11 protein-coding genes are annotated in these 17,307 nt (G+C 63.3%); 8 read left to right on the plus strand and 3 right to left on the minus strand.

The genetic code is table 11. The annotated features are described in order from the left end of the window. Positions 1-111 precede the first annotated feature (111 nt). A complete protein-coding gene (gene msrA, locus CQ13_RS20765) occupies positions 112-768 on the minus strand; it encodes a peptide-methionine (S)-S-oxide reductase MsrA (protein ID WP_057844692.1) in 657 nt (218 codons plus the stop codon). Positions 769-889: 121 nt separating this feature from the next. Further along, positions 890-1,207: a hypothetical protein gene (locus tag CQ13_RS20770; protein ID WP_057844693.1), complete on the minus strand. Its 318-nt coding sequence runs from the start codon at positions 1,205-1,207 to the stop codon at positions 890-892. A gap of 373 nt (positions 1,208-1,580) precedes the next feature. On the opposite strand from CQ13_RS20770, the gene rpsT reads away from it, so the two are divergent. From rpsT to CQ13_RS20795, 5 genes are all read left to right on the plus strand, one after another. After that, positions 1,581-1,847, plus strand: a complete 267-nt coding sequence (gene rpsT / locus CQ13_RS20775; protein ID WP_057844694.1) for a 30S ribosomal protein S20 — start codon at positions 1,581-1,583, stop codon at positions 1,845-1,847. Positions 1,848-3,169: 1,322 nt separating this feature from the next. Next, positions 3,170-4,600 carry a chromosomal replication initiator protein DnaA gene (gene dnaA / locus CQ13_RS20780; protein ID WP_057844695.1) on the plus strand — a complete coding sequence of 477 codons (1,431 nt, stop codon included), beginning with the start codon at positions 3,170-3,172 and terminating at the stop codon, positions 4,598-4,600. A 277-nt stretch (positions 4,601-4,877) separates the two neighbouring features. Then, a complete protein-coding gene (gene dnaN / locus CQ13_RS20785; RefSeq protein ID WP_057844696.1) occupies positions 4,878-5,996 on the plus strand; it encodes a DNA polymerase III subunit beta in 1,119 nt (372 codons plus the stop codon). A gap of 127 nt (positions 5,997-6,123) precedes the next feature. Next, the gene (recF, locus tag CQ13_RS20790; RefSeq protein WP_057844867.1) at positions 6,124-7,260 is read left to right on the plus strand and encodes a DNA replication/repair protein RecF; all 1,137 of its coding nucleotides are present in this window, start codon (positions 6,124-6,126) and stop codon (positions 7,258-7,260) included. A 122-nt stretch (positions 7,261-7,382) separates the two neighbouring features. Beyond that, positions 7,383-9,548 (plus strand): hypothetical protein, encoded by a 2,166-nt coding sequence (locus CQ13_RS20795; RefSeq protein ID WP_156433782.1) that lies wholly within the window; start codon positions 7,383-7,385, stop codon positions 9,546-9,548. 5 nt (positions 9,549-9,553) lie between these two features. Here the strand turns inward: CQ13_RS20795 and CQ13_RS20800 are convergent, their stop codons facing one another. Then, on the minus strand, positions 9,554-11,440 hold the full coding sequence (locus CQ13_RS20800; RefSeq protein ID WP_057844697.1) for an acyltransferase family protein: 1,887 nt from the start codon (positions 11,438-11,440) through the stop codon (positions 9,554-9,556). A gap of 335 nt (positions 11,441-11,775) precedes the next feature. Here CQ13_RS20800 and gyrB point away from each other — a divergent pair, with 335 nt between their 5' ends. The 3 genes from gyrB (at position 11,776) to CQ13_RS20815 (ending at position 17,119) form a co-directional block, all read left to right on the plus strand. Then, positions 11,776-14,211, plus strand: a complete 2,436-nt coding sequence (gyrB, locus tag CQ13_RS20805) for a DNA topoisomerase (ATP-hydrolyzing) subunit B (RefSeq protein ID WP_057844698.1) — start codon at positions 11,776-11,778, stop codon at positions 14,209-14,211. Between the two features lie 18 nt (positions 14,212-14,229). Beyond that, entirely contained in the window at positions 14,230-15,528 is a 1,299-nt protein-coding gene (murA, locus tag CQ13_RS20810) for a UDP-N-acetylglucosamine 1-carboxyvinyltransferase (protein WP_057844699.1), read from the plus strand. 178 nt (positions 15,529-15,706) lie between these two features. Next, positions 15,707-17,119: an MATE family efflux transporter gene (locus CQ13_RS20815; RefSeq protein WP_057844700.1), complete on the plus strand. Its 1,413-nt coding sequence runs from the start codon at positions 15,707-15,709 to the stop codon at positions 17,117-17,119. Positions 17,120-17,307: the final 188 nt, after the last annotated feature.

A 17,307-nucleotide genomic window follows, 5' to 3' on the forward strand; every position in this document is an offset into this window, starting at 1 on the left:
TCTTGCATCGGGTATGGTTAATAAACGGTTTTTTGGAAGGTGGAGTGAGCAAAGGGAGGGGATGACTCCCTCTCCCCGTTCTTCACGGGGAGAGGGAGAGAGAAGCAAGAATCAAGCACTCACGCCGACACCGATCGGGCAGGACACGCCGGTGCCGCCTAGCCCGCAATAGCCCGCCGGATTCTTGGCGAGATATTGCTGATGATAGTCCTCGGCGAAATAGAATTCGCCCGCCGGCGTGATCTCGGTGGTGATGGAGCCAAGGCCCTCCGCCGCCAGCGCCTTCTGGTACGTAGTCTTCGACGCGTCGGCGGCTTGGCGCTGCGCGTCCTCAAACGTGTAGATCGCCGAGCGATACTGTGTACCGACATCGTTGCCCTGGCGCATGCCCTGCGTCGGGTTGTGATTTTCCCAGAACGTCTTCAGGAGCTGCTCGTAGGTGATCTTCTTCGGATCGAACACGACCAGCACCACTTCGGTGTGACCAGTGCGGCCCGAGCAAACCTCTTCATAGGTCGGGTTGGGCGTATGCCCGCCAGCATAACCGACGGCGGTCGCATAGATGCCGTCGCCGAGCTCCCAGAACTTGCGCTCTGCGCCCCAGAAGCAGCCCAATCCAAAAACTGCTTGTTCGAGGCCCGCGGGATAGGGTGGCTGAAGCTTGCGGCCGTTGACGAAATGCGTGGTTGCGGTCGGTATCGGGGTGGCACGGCCCGGCAGCGCTTCGGCTGCGCTCGGCAACGCGGTGGTCTTGCGCATGAACAACATGGAGCACCTCCAGGCGGGACATCGGCGGACGCGATGGCATCGGCCGATCGGACTTCTATATATGTCTTTACGCCTGTTACCGCAGCCCTGTTACCCGACCCCGGGGCGGGCGCCGGCCGGGTTAGTCCCGCGAATAGCCGATCAACGGCTTGCGGGGCCGGAACAGGATCATGAGCAGAATGCCGACCACGCCCAGCACGGCGAAAACCGGCTGGTCCAGCAGGACCTTCATGACACTGTTCCAGAGCCAGGGTGCGTTACCCTCGATCCAGGTCCGGAACGCAAGCTGGCTGGACTGATGGACGTCGTTCCAAAACTGGCCGAACCGGGTAAATCGCAGGGTCTGGTCGGCAACGAAACGGGCCCCGTCATAGACCATGAAGATGAATCCGCCGGCCAGAAGGAGCAGGCCTATAAGCCGGAAAAAACCGCGGATCATGCGTCACCTTATATCTGTCGCCCCCAAAAGGCCGTCAGCCAATACCGGGAGCCCCCCGGAAATTCAACCTCGTCAGCACCTTACGCGCCCCGTTCCGCCGCCTTTTCTGGCCTTTCGGGGAGGCCGGAAAGCGTTGACGGTGCAGGATGCGCCCTCTATAAGACCCCCAATGGCGGCGGGCGCAATCCCGCCGCCGCTGTTCTTTGAGCAGCGCCGCTTGCGGGAGCACTTTGGCTTCCGTCCATGGCATCCTCAAGAACGGCTTAGGTTACGAACACCCTGGAAAATACAACCAGCGATCACGCAATTTGAACGGCCGGCGCGCTCAAGGGCCGACCACCCGAGCGATGACAGCCGAAGGATAGTTGAGAACATGGCCAATACGACTTCTGCCAAAAAGGCGACCCGCAAGATTGCCCGCCGCACCATCGTCAACAAGTCGCGTCGCACCCAGATGCGCGGCGCGGTCCGGACCGTCGAGGAAGCGATCAAGAGCGGCGACCGCAATGCGGCGCTGGAAGCGATGAAGAGCGCGGAACCAGAACTGATGCAGGCGGCGCAGCGCAACATCATTCACAAGAACAATGCGAGCCGGAAGGTGTCGCGCCTGACGCATGCGATCGCCAAGCTCGCGAAGTGAACTGACAGAAATAGATATTCGTCAAAAGCCCGGCGTCGCCGGGCTTTTCTTTTTCTGCCACGCCGGCGCATGAGCACGAGCCCGAAATTCATTTTCGTTACAGACGTGCATCCTGTTGGATTTCGGACACACACCAAAGGCCGCGCGCCGGATCGACCGTGACAATTCAATTGCGTCGTTGCTGAGCGCCGGCTTGCGTGTCATATTTCGGGCACCCGTAGTTCTACGAGGTGCAGCTTAGCACCAGCGTTGTCATGCGCCTTTGCGAGAAACGCGATCGCGGCGGCTGACCTGATCAGACAACACCCGCCTCCTCCGCCGGCATCGCTCGCGTGAGTTACCCTGCAAAAGCAATTCCGAAAAGCTTCGTCTCGCTAATCACTTATCCACATAGCGAGGAGAAGCGTTTTGAAAGTTGGTCTCGGTAACCAAGATTGTAACGGTTTCTTAAAATATTTTGCGCGTGCGGCGAAAATTGTCACGCTCGTTCGCACCGCGGGATTCTCTGCGCTGATTCAAAAACTTGGTGTGGAGTGTCGCATTTGCAGTGTTGCAACACAGCCGAAGAGTCACGCGACATCGTCGAATCACGGATTGTCAGAAATCACGCTTGGTGTATTTGTTACTCGTTCGCGACGCTCAAGGCTCTCCTGACCAGCGCGGTTTGAGACCCAAGAGCGACGTGCAAATCGGCGGCGGTGTGCGCGTTAGCGACGCTTTCCAAGCGAAGCTGAGTTGGTAACTCATAGCAATATGGGGACGGTTGTTCTGTGTCTAAATTTCCTGGCGTGGCGCTAACGTTTGAAGCGCGCTCTGGACAAGGGGAATAAGATGCTTGCCGACCATGCAGCGATTGGGAACGCGGAGCTCGTGAACGTGTTGAAGACGACAGACTGAGATACGCGGCGGACGCAGCGGTCGAGCAAGCGGATGTTCGGTAGCGGCAGACTGGCTTTGAAACACTGGTGATCTGGTTACTCGTCGCGCGCTCTCGCGGCGAGAGGGGGAGGTACTATGCTTTACGGAATCAACGCGACATTCAGCACGCTTATTTCCATCGAGACCGCTTCAGAATTCCTGAACAACGTTTTTGGCAGTCCCCCTACGCGAGCTCCGCACCGAGCGTCGAGTACGCGCTGACCTCCCGGTAGCCTTCCACTCCATCCAGCCTTTGATCTGTGCAACGGCGATTCCGCCGAACGTTAGATCTGTGCCTGGTGGTTGAAGCGCCGCGCCGAGGTCACGTCTGGCAGGAAATCCGCAAGGGTACCGTCAGCCGATTTCACAAGACACCATTACTCATTCAGAAAAGTTCTCAAGCAATGACAAATATGGAACAGGATCGCTGGTCGCGCGTGAAGGGGCGGTTGCGGACGAGTGTGGGCGAGGACGTCTACACGAGCTGGTTTGCGCGCATGGACCTCGAAGGCGTGCAGGACGAAAGCGTCCATTTGTCGGTGCCGACCCGCTTCCTCAAGAGCTGGATCCAGGCGCATTACGCCGACCGTGTCCTGACCTGCTGGCAGGCCGAGATGCCGGAAGTGCACCGGATCGACCTCACCGTGCGCACCGCGATGCGATCCGCTGCGCCCGTTAAGGAACCGACCGCGCCGGCCGACCAACGCCGTATCGAGCAGGCCAATGGCCGGCCCGCGCCTGAATTGCGTGCGACCGCCACTGCGCCGGTGTCCGCCAGCCATGATGCGCTCGGCGGCTCGCCGCTCGACCCGCGCCTGACCTTTGCAAGTTTTGTCATCGGTCGCTCGAATACCCTCGCCCATGCGGCGGCGCGCCAGGTTGCAGAAGGCCGCCGCGGCGATGCCGTGATGTTCAACCCGCTCTACATTCACGCCGGCGTCGGCCTCGGCAAAACCCATTTGCTGCAGGCCGTGACATGGGCCGGCAATTCGGGGAACGAGCGCAAGGTGCTTTATCTCACCGCTGAAAAATTCATGTACGGGTTTGTCGCTGCGTTGAAGACGCAGACGGCGCTGGCGTTCAAGGAGGCGCTGCGCGGCATCGACGTGCTCGTGATCGACGACCTGCAGTTCCTGCAGGGCAAATCGACCCAGGCCGAGTTCTGCCACACGCTGAACGCGCTGATCGATGCCGGACGACAGGTGGTGATCGCCGCCGACCGCCCGCCGTCCGATCTCGAAAGCCTCGACGACCGCGTGCGCTCGCGGCTGGCCGGCGGTCTCGTTGTCGAGATGGGCTCGCTCGGCGAGGAGCTGCGGCTCGGCATCCTGAAATCGCGCGTGGCGGCTGCGCGCGCGCATCATGCGAGCTTCGATGTGCCGGAGCCAGTGTTGGATTATCTGGCGCGCACCATCACCCACAACGGCCGCGACCTCGAAGGCGCCATCAACCGCCTGCTCGCCCATTCCAAGCTCAACGCCCAGCCGGTGACGTTGGAAATGGCAGAGCGCGAAGTGCGCGATTTGATCCGTCCGCAGGAACCGAAGCGGATCAAGATCGAGGACATCCAGCGGGTGGTTGCCCGGCAATACAATGTCAGCCGTTCGGATCTCTTGTCGTCGCGGCGGACCGCGAATGTGGTCCGGCCACGCCAGGTGGCGATGTATCTGGCGAAGACGCTGACGCTGCGCTCGCTGCCCGAGATCGGGCGCCGGTTCGGCGGACGCGACCACACCACGGTGCTGCACGCCGTGCGCAAGATCGAGGCACTGGTGGCCCGGGACATCGCGCTGTCCGATGAGGTCGAGTCGCTGAAGCGGCAATTGCAGGAATAGCGGCAGCAGGAATAGGAACCCCTTAAGGACCTAGCTCCTCCCCCGGCTCTCCCGCCCCTGTTCTCGGGAGCGGGAGAATTTTTTCCTACCACCATTTTTCGCCGCAAAAGTGGGGGAACGGCGGTCTGCTCCCTTGCACCGGCGCCCCATCCGCGCCACCTTGCGGTCCCCCCGGGGGTTTGATCAAATCCGGTCGTGATCCGGCTTTTCGGGTTTCCAATGCCGCGGCGCTGCCTTGACGGGCCGCCCGGCTTTTCCATCTCTGGCGGATATTGCAATGAAGGTCACCGTCGAACGCGCGCAACTGCTGAAATCGCTGGGTCACGTCCATCGCGTGGTCGAGCGCCGCAACACCATCCCGATCCTCGGCAACGTGCTGGTCCGCGCCGAAAACGCCAGGCTGTCGCTGAAGGCGACGGACCTCGATCTCGAGGTGACCGAAACGCTGGCGGCGGAGACCGGAACCGCCGGCTCCACCACCGTGCCGGCACATATGTTCTATGACATCGTCCGCAAACTGCCCGACGGCGCGCAGATCGTGCTGGAGGCCGACGGCGACCGCTCGGTAATGGCCATCCGCGCCGGCCGCTCGCGCTTCACCCTGCAGACCCTGCCCGAAAGCGATTTCCCCGATCTCACCGCCGGCGACATGACGCATTCGTTCTCGCTCACGGCTGCCGACGTCAAGCGCCTGATCGACCGTACGCAGTTTGCGATCTCGACCGAAGAGACCCGCTATTACCTCAACGGCATCTACCTGCACACGGCCGGCAGCGCCAAGGCCGCGACGCTGCGCGGGGTTGCGACCGACGGACATCGGCTGGCGCAGGTCGATCTGGCGCTGCCCTCCGGCGCCACCGGCATGCCCGGCGTGATCGTGCCGCGTAAGACGGTGGGCGAAGTGCTGCGGCTGATCGAGGACAGTGAAGCCGAAGTCAAAATCGAACTGTCGCAGGGCAAAATCCGCTTCACCCTCGGCAATGTCGTGCTGACCTCGAAGCTGATCGATGGAACCTTCCCGGATTATGGCCGCGTCATCCCGCAGAACAACGAAAAGGAACTTATCGTCGACAAGAAGGATTTCGAGGCGGCGGTAGATCGCGTGTCGACCATTTCGAGCGAGCGCGGCCGCGCCGTAAAGCTGGCGCTGTCCGCCGGCAAACTCGTGCTGTCGGTGACCAATCCGGATTCCGGCAGCGCCACCGAAGAGCTCGAAGTCGAATACGCCTCCGATGCGCTCGATATTGGCTTCAACTCGCGCTACCTGCTCGACATCGCCGCCCAGATCGAAGGCGAAGTCGCCGTGCTCCGCCTCGCCGACCCCGGCTCGCCGACCCTGGTGCAGGACAAGGACAATAAGGGCGCACTTTACGTGCTGATGCCGATGCGGGTTTAAGGCGCTTTCTGTTCGCTCGCACAGTCACTAGATTGCGTCATGGCCGGGCTTGTCCCGGCCATCCACGTCTTGCGACCAGCAAGGACGTGGATGCCCGGGACAAGCCCGGGCATGACGAAGGATAATGATGACCCCCTCCCGCATCCATCGCCTGTCGCTCACACACTTCCGCAATTATCGCGCGGCGAGCGTGCAGGTGCGCGGCGATATGGTGGTGCTGGTGGGGCCGAATGGCGCTGGCAAGACCAATTGCCTGGAGGCGATCTCGTTTCTGTCGCCGGGACGCGGCCTGCGGCGCGCGACGCTGGAGGATGTCGCCGACAATCAGGGCGACGGCTCCTGGGCGGTGTCGGCCGAGGTCGAGGGCGCGCTTGGCCTGGCTACGCTCGGCACCGGCATCGATGCGCCGGCCGCGGACGCCGCCTCCAGCCGGCGCTGCCGGATCGACCGCGAGCCGGTGGGTTCGGCGGCCGCGTTTGGCGATCATTTGCGCATGGTGTGGCTGACGCCGGCGATGGACGGCCTGTTCCTTGGCGCTGCCTCGGAGCGCCGGCGCTTCTTCGACCGCCTGGTGCTGGCGATCGACAGCGAGCATTCCAGCCGCGTTTCCGCGCTGGAGCGCTCGCTGCGTTCGCGCAACCGTCTGCTCGAAGTGCGCAATTATGATGACCATTGGTGTGACGCGATCGAGCGCGAAACTGCCGAACTGGCGGTTGCGGTTGCCGCCACGCGCGGCCAGACGGTGACGAGACTGGCGGCGATGCTGCGTGAACGCGGCGCGGCTTCGGCCTTTCCGTCGGCGCAGATCATGCTCGACGGCTGGATGGAGAATGCGCTGGTCAATGAATCCGCAACCGCCGTGGAAGATCGCTACCGCGAGATGCTGCGCGCCGGCCGCGCCCGCGACGCCGCCGCCGGCCGCACGCTGGACGGCCCCCATCTCACGGACTTGCAGGTGATCTACGCGCCAAAAAACATACCGGCGCGCGACGCCTCCACCGGCGAGCAGAAGGCGCTGCTGATCGGACTGGTGCTGGCCCATGCCACGCTGGTCGCCGAGATGACCGGGATCGTGCCGCTGCTGCTGCTCGACGAAGTCGTCGCGCATCTTGATCCCGTCAGACGCAAGGCGCTGTTCGATGAACTCGCAAAGCTCGGCGCGCAGGTCTGGATGACCGGCGCAGATCCGGCGGCTTTCGTCGATATCGGCGCGGCCGGCGAGATTTTTGATGTCGAGTCTGGCCAGGTGAGCCGCCGCGCCTGAGGCCTGCGAACCGGCCTTGCTTGAACCAAATCCTGCATCGCAACGACTAGCGTTCGGAAGCGGCGTGACCACGGCGCAGCCCTCGTGGCCGCGCGGCCGAAAATGGCCAATCAGTACCGGAGATGAAAATGCCCAACACCAAGCGCCGGATCATCCCGGCCCGAAGACACCTGTTGCCGCTGATCTTCGCGATCGCCGCCGCGGCGCCGCTTACAGCCAGAGCCGACAGCGGCATCGTCGACGTCCGCACGCTGCCGCGCCTGGAAGGCGCCGTCGAAGATACATCTCGTATCCAGTCCTATGGCCTCAGCTACAGCGTTGGCACCGCCGTCGCGATCACGACCGAAGCCACCAAAAAACTGCTCGCTGACGACGACTGGTTGCAGTTTTTGCGGCCGCTGGACGAGAAGAGCACCATCCTCACTTTCAAGAAAGCCCGGCAAGGGCTGAGCGTACGTTTCACCCAGGGCCTCGGCCATCCCGATCAATCCGTCGTGCACTACAACTCTGACCGGATCACCTCGAACGTACCATTCCCGCCCGAGGCCACCGGCATCGTGTTTGACCAGCACCGGCCCTATCTCGGCTGCATCGCGCCTGCCGCCGTCGACGCGACGCTCGATTTCTTCCGCAAGGAGATGGCTGCGATCGGCTGGAAACAGCTGACCGCCGCCGATGCCGCGGCGCGATGGCCAAACGCGGAGTTCAGCGAGACCATCGAGAACGGCATCCGCGCCTACTACACCCATGATGATGCCGACGGTTTCTATCGGCAACGTCCGATCATGCTGACGCTGCAGCGGCGGAGCGACGGCCGGACCGGGGTTGAGATCCGGGTTGCGCCGTTCGCACTACCCCAGACACTGGAAGCCGATTCCGAAATGGCGGGCCTGCCCAAGCCGAAGCCGACCAAAACCGCGAAGAGCTTAGGCGGTCCCGATTCCGTCCGCCGCCAGCTTGAGGTCGCGGTCATCGCCGAGCTTCCCGCAACGCTTGCCTTCTATCGCCGCGAACTCGCAAACCGTAACTGGAGCGAAGAGGCGAAGGGCGCGGTCGTTACGCCTGACAACGTCACGCTGAATTTCTCCTCCGCCGAGCAGACTGCAACGCTGACGCTCGGGCGCAAGTACGACCTGACCGTCGTCAGTTTCGTCACGCAGATGACGGAAGCGGCGATAGCCGCACGTGCGAGGGCGAAGAAGGAAGCCGACGAGAAGTTCATGAAGGACGCCGCTGCTATGGCGAAGCAGGTGATCGCCGCCGACGAGGCGCGGCGGGTTGCGCAAGCCGCCAATCTGTCGGATGCGCCGCTGCGTGCGCTTGCCGACAGTTCGACACCGGTGCCCTTGCCGGAGAATGCGGTGAACGTGAAATTCGACGGCGCCGACGGCAGGCTCGAGTTCAATTCCGCTTCCAGCGTGAAGGCGGTCGCAGCCTTTTATCGCAGCTCCCTGCAGCCGCAGGGCTGGAAGGAGAAGCCCTCTGTCATCAACCAACCCAATATGGCGCTGATGGAATTTTCCAAAGGCCGCAAGGCGCTGTCGCTGACCGTCATACAGATGGGCCCCAAGGTCCGCGTCAGCGCCAACGGATCGGCGCTCGTGATGGCAAACGTCGCATCGGAAGGCGCGAAGACGCCGGGCGGCTCGTCCGGCAAGGCCGTGGCAGAAGCGCTCGATCCCGATCCTAATTCCGCCTTGCCGGTGCCGAAGCAGCGCACCATGACTTCGATGGGTACCGGCAAAATGCCCGGCAGCGATGTCCCGTTCCGCAGGGAGCTGGAGGCCAGTATCCCAGCCGAACTCAACACGGTGCTCGCCTTCTATCGTAGCGAACTCGGCAAGCGCGGCTGGCAAGAGACCGAAGGTGCCATTGTGAAGCCGGACCAGGCGCAACTGGCGTTCACCTCTCCCGATGGTCCGGCCACCCTGAAGCTCGGCCGCAGGAACGGCGAGATTACGGTCAATCTCGCACAAAAATATCCGGCGGCTGCCGCCAAGGCCGACGTCGTGCCGAAGCCGGGCCAATCAAAGCTGATATTCGGCAATATCGGCAAGCACGACGCCACAGTTTCGATCAACAAGCAGACGATCAAGATCGCCGCCGGCGCCGGCGGACCGCAATCGGCAAGGCCGCCAATGATCGATCTGCTGCCGGGCAAATACCAGTATGCGCTGAAAATCGCGGGCGGGCCGGCGCGCAATAACCAGATCAAGATCGGGGCCGGCGACACCTGGGGCGTGATGATCGGGCTCGGCGGCGACGTGCTGCCGCTGCAGATGTACTGAGCGCGCTATCGCGGCTTGCTCGCAGACGCCTCGCTGCCGAGCAAGCGGTCGATGATCGCCTCGATCAGGAATATCGATCCCCTCTCGGTCAGGTGTACCTGATCGCTCGCGGTGAGGTCGCCTGCTGCATCGCCAATGCGCGTCAGGCAACCCTGCGCGTTGCAAAGGACGTCCGACGCCGAGATGAATTCCGCTCCGAGCGGCTCGAGCCTGCCGCGCATGATGGCATCGTAGGCGGTGGGCGGGATGCCGTTGGGCGAACGCTGCGGGATCAGCGTGCGATGGAGCATGAAATATCGGAGCACTTCGGACGGAAGCCCGCGCCGCCACATCGGCACCCCACCCAGAACAACGACGCGGGCATTTGTCTCCCTCTTCAGCGCGGCCACCGTCTCGGCCACATTGTCGAGATGCTTTTCCCAGGTTCCGTGCAGCAATACGACGTCGGGCTTGATCTGCCGAACCAGCGACAAGACCTTGTCATTCATCGCCCGGCAATTGGGCATCCTCGCAATATCTGCGTTCAGCGCCGGAATGCAGGAACTGGAGGTGAGCTGCGCAATGCCGAAGCCTCGCTCCTCCTGCGCTTTGCGCAGGCCCGGTAGCAGCGCGCCGGCGGTCGAATCGCCCCATATCAGAACCAGCGGACGCCGATCGCGCTCGACGCAGGTGTCGGCAAACGTCATTTCGCGGCTGAGATCGAGCAGGCATTCGCGAAACCGCCACTTGAAGCTCTCGGTCGTCACATTGGCCATCGCGCGGATTTCCGGCGGCAGCCGGAAGTCGAAGCCGCGCCCCCAGACGACCGCGCCACCTGCGACCGCGATCATCGCCATGGCTGCCCCAAGCCCGAGCATCTTGCGCCGGCTTGGGACGCCGAACCGGATCGGCATCTCGACAAACCGGTGAGTCGCCCAGGCCAGCAGCGCGCTCGCAAGCAATATCAATTCGCGTTCCGGCAAGGTCAGCGGACCGAATTTGATCATCCCGCCGAACACCAATAGCGGCCAGTGCCAGAGATAGAGCGGGTAGCTGATCAGCCCGATCCACACCATTGGCGGGCTTGCAAGTAAGGCGCGGTTCACCCAGGCCGCAGGCGATGACAGCAGAAGTGCGGTGCCTGCGACCGGCAACACCGCCCACCAGCCCGGAAAGGCGCGATGGCTGTCGAGGATCACGGCCGCCGCCGCGATCAGCGCCACGCCGATCCAGGCGCGCCTATCACTCGCTTTGACGCTGTGGCCGACCCTGTTCCAGCCGTACGCCAACGCCGCCCCGGTGAGCAATTCGAAGGCGCGCGTAAACGGCAGATAGAAGGTCGCAACGGGATTCGAGCCGATCAGCGCGACGTTGAGCAGGAAAGACCCGATGCCGAGCACCACGGCCATCGCCATGATGCTCATCCGCAGCCGGGCTGCGAGCATCAGCAGCAGCGGCCAGAACAGATAAAACTGCTCCTCGATGCCGAGCGACCACAGGTGCAGCAGCGGCTTCTTGGCGGATTCGACGTCGAAATACCCGGACTGCAGCAACAGCGCGATATTGGCCAAAAACGCTGCGCTGGCGAAACTGTCGCCGCCAAGCTGCGCGAAGGCTGACGGCAGCATCCAGAACCAGCCCATCACCAATGTCGCAGAGAGCACCACGATCAGTGCCGGGAAGATGCGCCGGATCCGCCGGTTGTAGAATTCGATCAGACTGAAGCGACCGAGTTCCAGTTCGCGCGCGACGATTCCCGTGATCAGGAAGCCCGAGATCACGAAGAACACGTCGACGCCGATGAAGCCGCCCGGCATGGCGTCCGGGAACGCATGGAAATTCAGGACCAGCATCACGGCGATGGCCCGGAGGCCGTCGACATCCGGCCGATATTTTGGGGAAGGCGAGGTCAATTGGAGGGCTAGCCCGGGATCGCTGTGGACGGCGGACAACGACTACAAGCTGCCGCGCCGCCTTCTCTAGCAGGTCCGCAGCAGACTGCCATTTCCCATCGCGCGGCGTCCACGAATCCGGCGATCGAGGGCACAGAAGCAGCCCTCGAATCGCGCTTTTCGGGGCCACCAGAATCGGTCCTTGGAGACCTTGAAAAAGTGTAAAAAACCATCATTTATTCAATAACTTGCATACGGAGAGTTTGCGCTAGGCGCGGTGCCCGTTTCATGGCACAAATAGATCAATCAGCGCCTCATATTGCGCAGCTGATTCGGGACACCCTCGAAGGCCTCACATGACAGAACCTGCCCGGCGGACCCCTGCCGACACTGAGCATCCCATTCCCGTTGAGTATGGTGCGGAATCGATCCGGGTGTTGAAGGGCCTCGATGCCGTTCGCAAGCGGCCGGGCATGTATATCGGCGACACCGATGACGGTTCCGGCCTGCACCACATGGTCTACGAGGTCGTCGACAACGCCATCGACGAGGCGCTCGCGGGGCATGCCACGCGTGTCGACGTGATCCTCAATGCGGACAATTCCGTAACCGTGCGCGACGACGGCCGCGGCATTCCGGTCGACATCCACAAGGGCGAAGGCATCTCGGCCGCCGAGGTCATCATGACCCAGCTTCACGCCGGCGGTAAGTTCGACCAGAACTCCTACAAGGTTTCCGGCGGCCTGCACGGCGTCGGCGTCTCCGTCGTCAACGCGCTGTCGAGCTCGCTGAAGCTCAGGGTCTGGCGCGACGACAAGGAGCATTTCGTCGAGTTCGCCCACGGCGACACGCTGGCACCTTTGAAGGTGGTCGGCGAGGCCGAAGGCAAGCGCGGCACCGAGGTGACCTTTCTCGCCTCGGGCGAGACCTTCAAGAACATCGAGTATGATTTCGCGACGCTGGAGCACAGGCTGCGCGAGCTCGCCTTCCTCAACTCCGGCGTTCACATCATCCTCTCCGACATGCGTCACGCGGTCGAGAAGCGCGAGGAGATGCGCTACGACGGTGGCGTTGAGGAGTTCGTCAAATATCTCGACCGCAACAAGAAGGCGATCGTGCCTGTCCCGATCATGGTACGGTCGGAATCCAACGGCATCGGCGTCGAGGCGGCGCTGTGGTGGAACGACAGCTACCATGAGAACGTGTTGTGCTTCACCAACAACATCCCGCAGCGTGACGGCGGCACCCATCTCGCCGGTTTCCGCGGCGCGCTGACACGCCAGGTCAACGGCTATGCCGACGCCAACGCGAAGAAGGAAAAGATCGCTCTGACCGGCGACGATTGCCGCGAAGGCCTCACCGCCGTGCTGTCGGTGAAGGTGCCGGACCCGAAGTTTTCGTCGCAGACCAAGGACAAGCTGGTGTCCTCGGAAGTGCGCCCGGTGGTCGAGAACGTAATCAACGAGGCGCTGGCGGCGTGGTTCGAGGAGCACCCGTCTGAGGCCAAGGTCATCGTCGGCAAGGTGATCCAGGCGGCGGCCGCGCGCGAAGCCGCCCGCAAAGCGCGCGAACTGACGCGCAAGAGCCCGCTCAGCGTTTCCTCGCTGCCCGGCAAGCTCGCCGACTGCCAGGAGAAGGATCCAGCCAAGTCCGAACTGTTCATCGTCGAGGGCGACTCGGCCGGGGGCAGCGCCAAGCAGGGCCGCAACCGCGAATTCCAGGCGGTGCTACCGCTGCGCGGCAAGATCCTCAATGTCGAGCGCGTCCGCACCGACAAGATGCTGTCGAGCGAGCAGATCGGCACGCTGATCACCGCGCTCGGCACCGGCATCAGCGACGACTTCTCCGCCGACAAGCTGCGCTATCACAAGATCATCGTGATGACGGACGCCGACGTCGACGGCGCCCACATCCGCACGCTGCTCTTGACATTCTTCTACCGGCAGATGCGTGAATTGATCGACCGCGGCCACCTCTATATCGCGCAGCCGCCGCTCTACAAGGTGACGCGCGGCAAATCCGAGCAGTACCTGAAGGACGAGCGCGCGCTGGAAGATTATCTGATCGCGACCGGCCTCGATGACTGCGTGTTCAAGCCGGCGTCGGGTTCGGAACGTGGCGGCCGAGACCTGCTGTCGCTGGTGGAAGACGCGCGCGTCATCCGCGGCATCCTGAACAATCTGCACAGTCGCTATAACCGCAAGGTGGTCGAGCAAGCCGCGATCGCGGGCGTGCTCAACCCGAAGATCACCGGCGACATCGCGACCGCCAATGCCGCCGCCGACTATATCGCCAAGCGTCTCGATGCGCTGGCCGATGAGGTCGAGCGCGGCTGGAGCGGCCGTTTCGCCGAAGGCGAAGGCTTCTTCTTCGAGCGCACGATCCGCGGCGTCAAGGATGTCGCCATCATCGACGACGCCCTGCTCGGCTCCGCCGACGCCCGCAAACTCGACGACTACGCCGCCAAACTTCAGGAGGCCTATCCGAAGCCCGGCATATTGCGCCGCAGGGATGCCGAGACCGCCATCCACGGTCCGGTCAGCCTGTTCGAGGCGGTGACCGACGCCGGCCGCAAGGGCGTCGCGTTGCAGCGTTATAAAGGCCTCGGCGAGATGAATCCTGAGCAACTCTGGGAAACCACGCTCGATACCAACGAACGTTCGCTGCTGCAGGTGAAGATCAAGGAGGTCGACGAGGCCGACGACATCTTCACCAAGCTGATGGGTGACGTCGTCGAACCGCGCCGCGAATTCATCCAGGATAATTCGCTCAGCGCCAACGTTGACGTGTGAGGCAGGACGCGCCCGCCCATGCCGCCCATTCAGTACATCGTTGAAGGCGGCCACCGGCTGGCGGGAACAATCGAGCCATCCGGCAACAAGAATTCTGCGCTGCCGGTTATCGCGGCCGCCCTGCTCACCGAGCATCCGGTCACGCTGGAAAACGTGCCGCGGATCCGCGACACCGAAACGCTGGTCGAATTGATCCGCTCGGTCGGCGCTTCCGCCGAGTGGCAGGCGCGCAATACGCTTGCGATCCACGCCAAGGAGGTCCGCGCCGCCGATCTCGATCCTGAACTCTGCGCGCGGATCCGCGCCTCGATCCTGCTGGCCGGGCCGCTATTGGCCCGCTGCGGCGAGGTGGCGCTGCCGCCGCCCGGCGGCGACGTCATCGGACGCCGTCGTCTCGATACGCATTTTCTCGCCTTCGAGCAGTTAGGTGCCACCGTCACCGCCACCCACCGGCTGGAATTCCGCGCCTCCCGCCTCGTGGGTGCCGACGTCTTTCTCGACGAGCCGAGCGTTACGGCCACCGAGAACGCGCTGGTCGCAGCGGTCGCCGCTCACGGCACCACATTCTTGCGCAACGCGGCCTCCGAGCCGCATGTGCAGGACCTCGCGCACTTCCTGGTCGCGCTCGGCGCCAAGATCGAGGGCATCGGCACCAACACCATCATCGTGCACGGCCCGGCGACGCTTGGCGGCGCAAGCTATTCGATCCAGCCCGACCATATCGAAGTCGGCTCGCTGATCGGACTTGCCGCGGTGACGCGCTCGCCGCTGCGCATCGCCAAGGCCGGCGTCGAGCATCTGCGCTCCATCCGGATGGGATTTGAACGGCTCGGCATCGTCTGCGGCGTCGAGGGTGACGATCTCGTGGTGCCCTCGGGGCAAACCATGAAGATCCATGACGATTTCGGCGGCCATGTGCCGAAACTCGAGGACCAGCCGTGGCCGGCCTTCCCGGCCGACCTGATGTCGATTGCGATCGTGACCGCGACGCAATGCGACGGCGTCATCCTGATGTTCGAAAAGATGTTCGAGTCGCGGATGTTCTTCGTCGACAAGCTGATCTCGATGGGCGCCCGCATCGTGCTGTGCGACCCGCATCGCGCGATCGTGGCCGGCCCGAGCCGGCTGCGCGGCGCGCCGATGACTTCGCCCGACATCCGCGCCGGCATGGCGATGCTGCTGGCAGCGGTCGCGGCCGAAGGCACATCAACGATCAACAACGCCGACCAGATCGAGCGCGGCTACGAGCGCATCGAGCAACGGCTCAACGCGCTGGGCGCGCGGATTACCCGAGTTCCGGCACGCGACGGCCATTAGAGCCTTTCGGTTCTGATTGAATCAGAACCGAGCTCTAGATTCTTGTTTTGACGCGTTTTCTTGACGCGAACCGGTGTCCACCCCGGATCAAGTCCGGGGCAAGCTTTCGCTGGAAAACACTCTGGGCTGCGGACGCCGGCGTCACTTTTTCGACCTTCGCCGGTGTTAGTCTGTTGCAATGACTTCGCTCGATAAAATTGAACGCGCAGCGATTGCGCCGCCCGCCTCTGCGGCCGTGCCCGGCCGTCACCTCGCGATTGAGTTTGCCGAGACGCTCAAACTCGCGGTGCCGATCGCGCTGACCCAACTCGGGCAGATCGCGATGATGACGACCGACATTGCCCTGATCGGCCGTCTCGGCAGCGAGGCCATGGCTGCGGCCGCGCTGGCGCATACCGTCTTCTTTGTCAGCTTCACCTTCGGCATGGGACTGGTATCTGCCGTAGCACCCCTGGCGGCGCAGGCATTTGGCGCACGCAATCCGCATTTGATCCGGCGGTCGCTCCGCGTCGGCATGTGGGCTGCATTCCTGATGTCGCTGCCGATGATGGCGCTGTCGTTCTACGGCGAGCCGATCCTGTTGAGGCTGGGCCAGGCGCCGACGGCTGCACGCCTCGCGCAAGAATATCTGCTCGGCCTGACCTGGAGCGTCTTGCCCGCGCTGTGGTTCATGGCGATTCGCGGCTTCATGAGCGCGGTCAACCGACCCGAGCCGATCCTGTGGATCACGCTCGCCGCGATCCCGGCCAATGCGCTACTGGTCTATCTCTTGCTGTATGGCGCCTTCGGCCTGCCGCAGCTTGGCCTGTTCGGCGCGGGATTGGCGACCTCGATCGTCAATTTTGGCACATTCTTGGCGGGCCTCTGGTTTGCAGCACGGCGCCGCCCATTCCGAAAATTTCAGATACTCGGCCATTTCTGGCGCGTCGACTGGAAGCTGATGCGGCAGCTCGTTGTGATCGGAGCGCCGATCTCGCTCTCCTTCCTGCTCGAATACGGCCTGTTCGGCGCCGCGGGTCTGCTGATGGGCATCATCAGCACCACCGCGCTGGCGGCGCATCAGATCGCGCTGCAGGTCGCCGCCATCCTGTTCATGGTGCCGTTCGGCATCGGCATGGCCGCCACCGTGCGGGTGGGACACGCCATCGGCCGCGGCGACGCCGGCGCGGTGCGGCGTGCCGGCTACGTCGCAACCTGGCTCGGCATCGTACTGGCGGCGATTCTGACGCTCGCGGTGGTGATCAGCCGCTTCGGCATTGCGGAGATTTTTCTCGGCGAGAACACCGACGCGACGGCCGAGCTCTCGGCAACGCTGCTGCTGGTCGGATCGACCTTCTTCATCGCCGACGCCATCCAGACGATTGCCGCCGGCTCGTTGCGCGGCATGAACGACACGCGCGTGCCGCTATTGTTCGCGATCCTCAGCTATTGGCTGATCGGGTTCGCATGCGCCTACTGGCTCGGCTTCTGGACGTCGCTGGGCGCCGTCGGCGTTTGGAGCGGGCTCTCGGTCGGGACCGCTGTCTATGCCGTGCTTCTGGTGTTGCGCTTCCGGCTACTGGCGAGCAAGCCGCGGCGATGGCGAGCCTGACCGCGAGCGCCAGTTGCGTATTGCGGCTGCGAAGTGATCCAAGCATGCGTTTTGCGAAGGCCATCATGCGCCGCACTCCGGATCTGCACAGCGCGCCTGTGCTAGACGACGTCAAGCACGGCTGGTGCCCGCGACGGGAGGCGGCTTGAAAGGTCAAGTTGGCCCGCCTACCCTGCCCGGCAGAACGA

Origin of the sequence: Bradyrhizobium retamae (genome assembly GCF_001440415.1) — a bacterium.
In the GTDB taxonomy this organism is placed as follows: domain Bacteria; phylum Pseudomonadota; class Alphaproteobacteria; order Rhizobiales; family Xanthobacteraceae; genus Bradyrhizobium; species Bradyrhizobium retamae.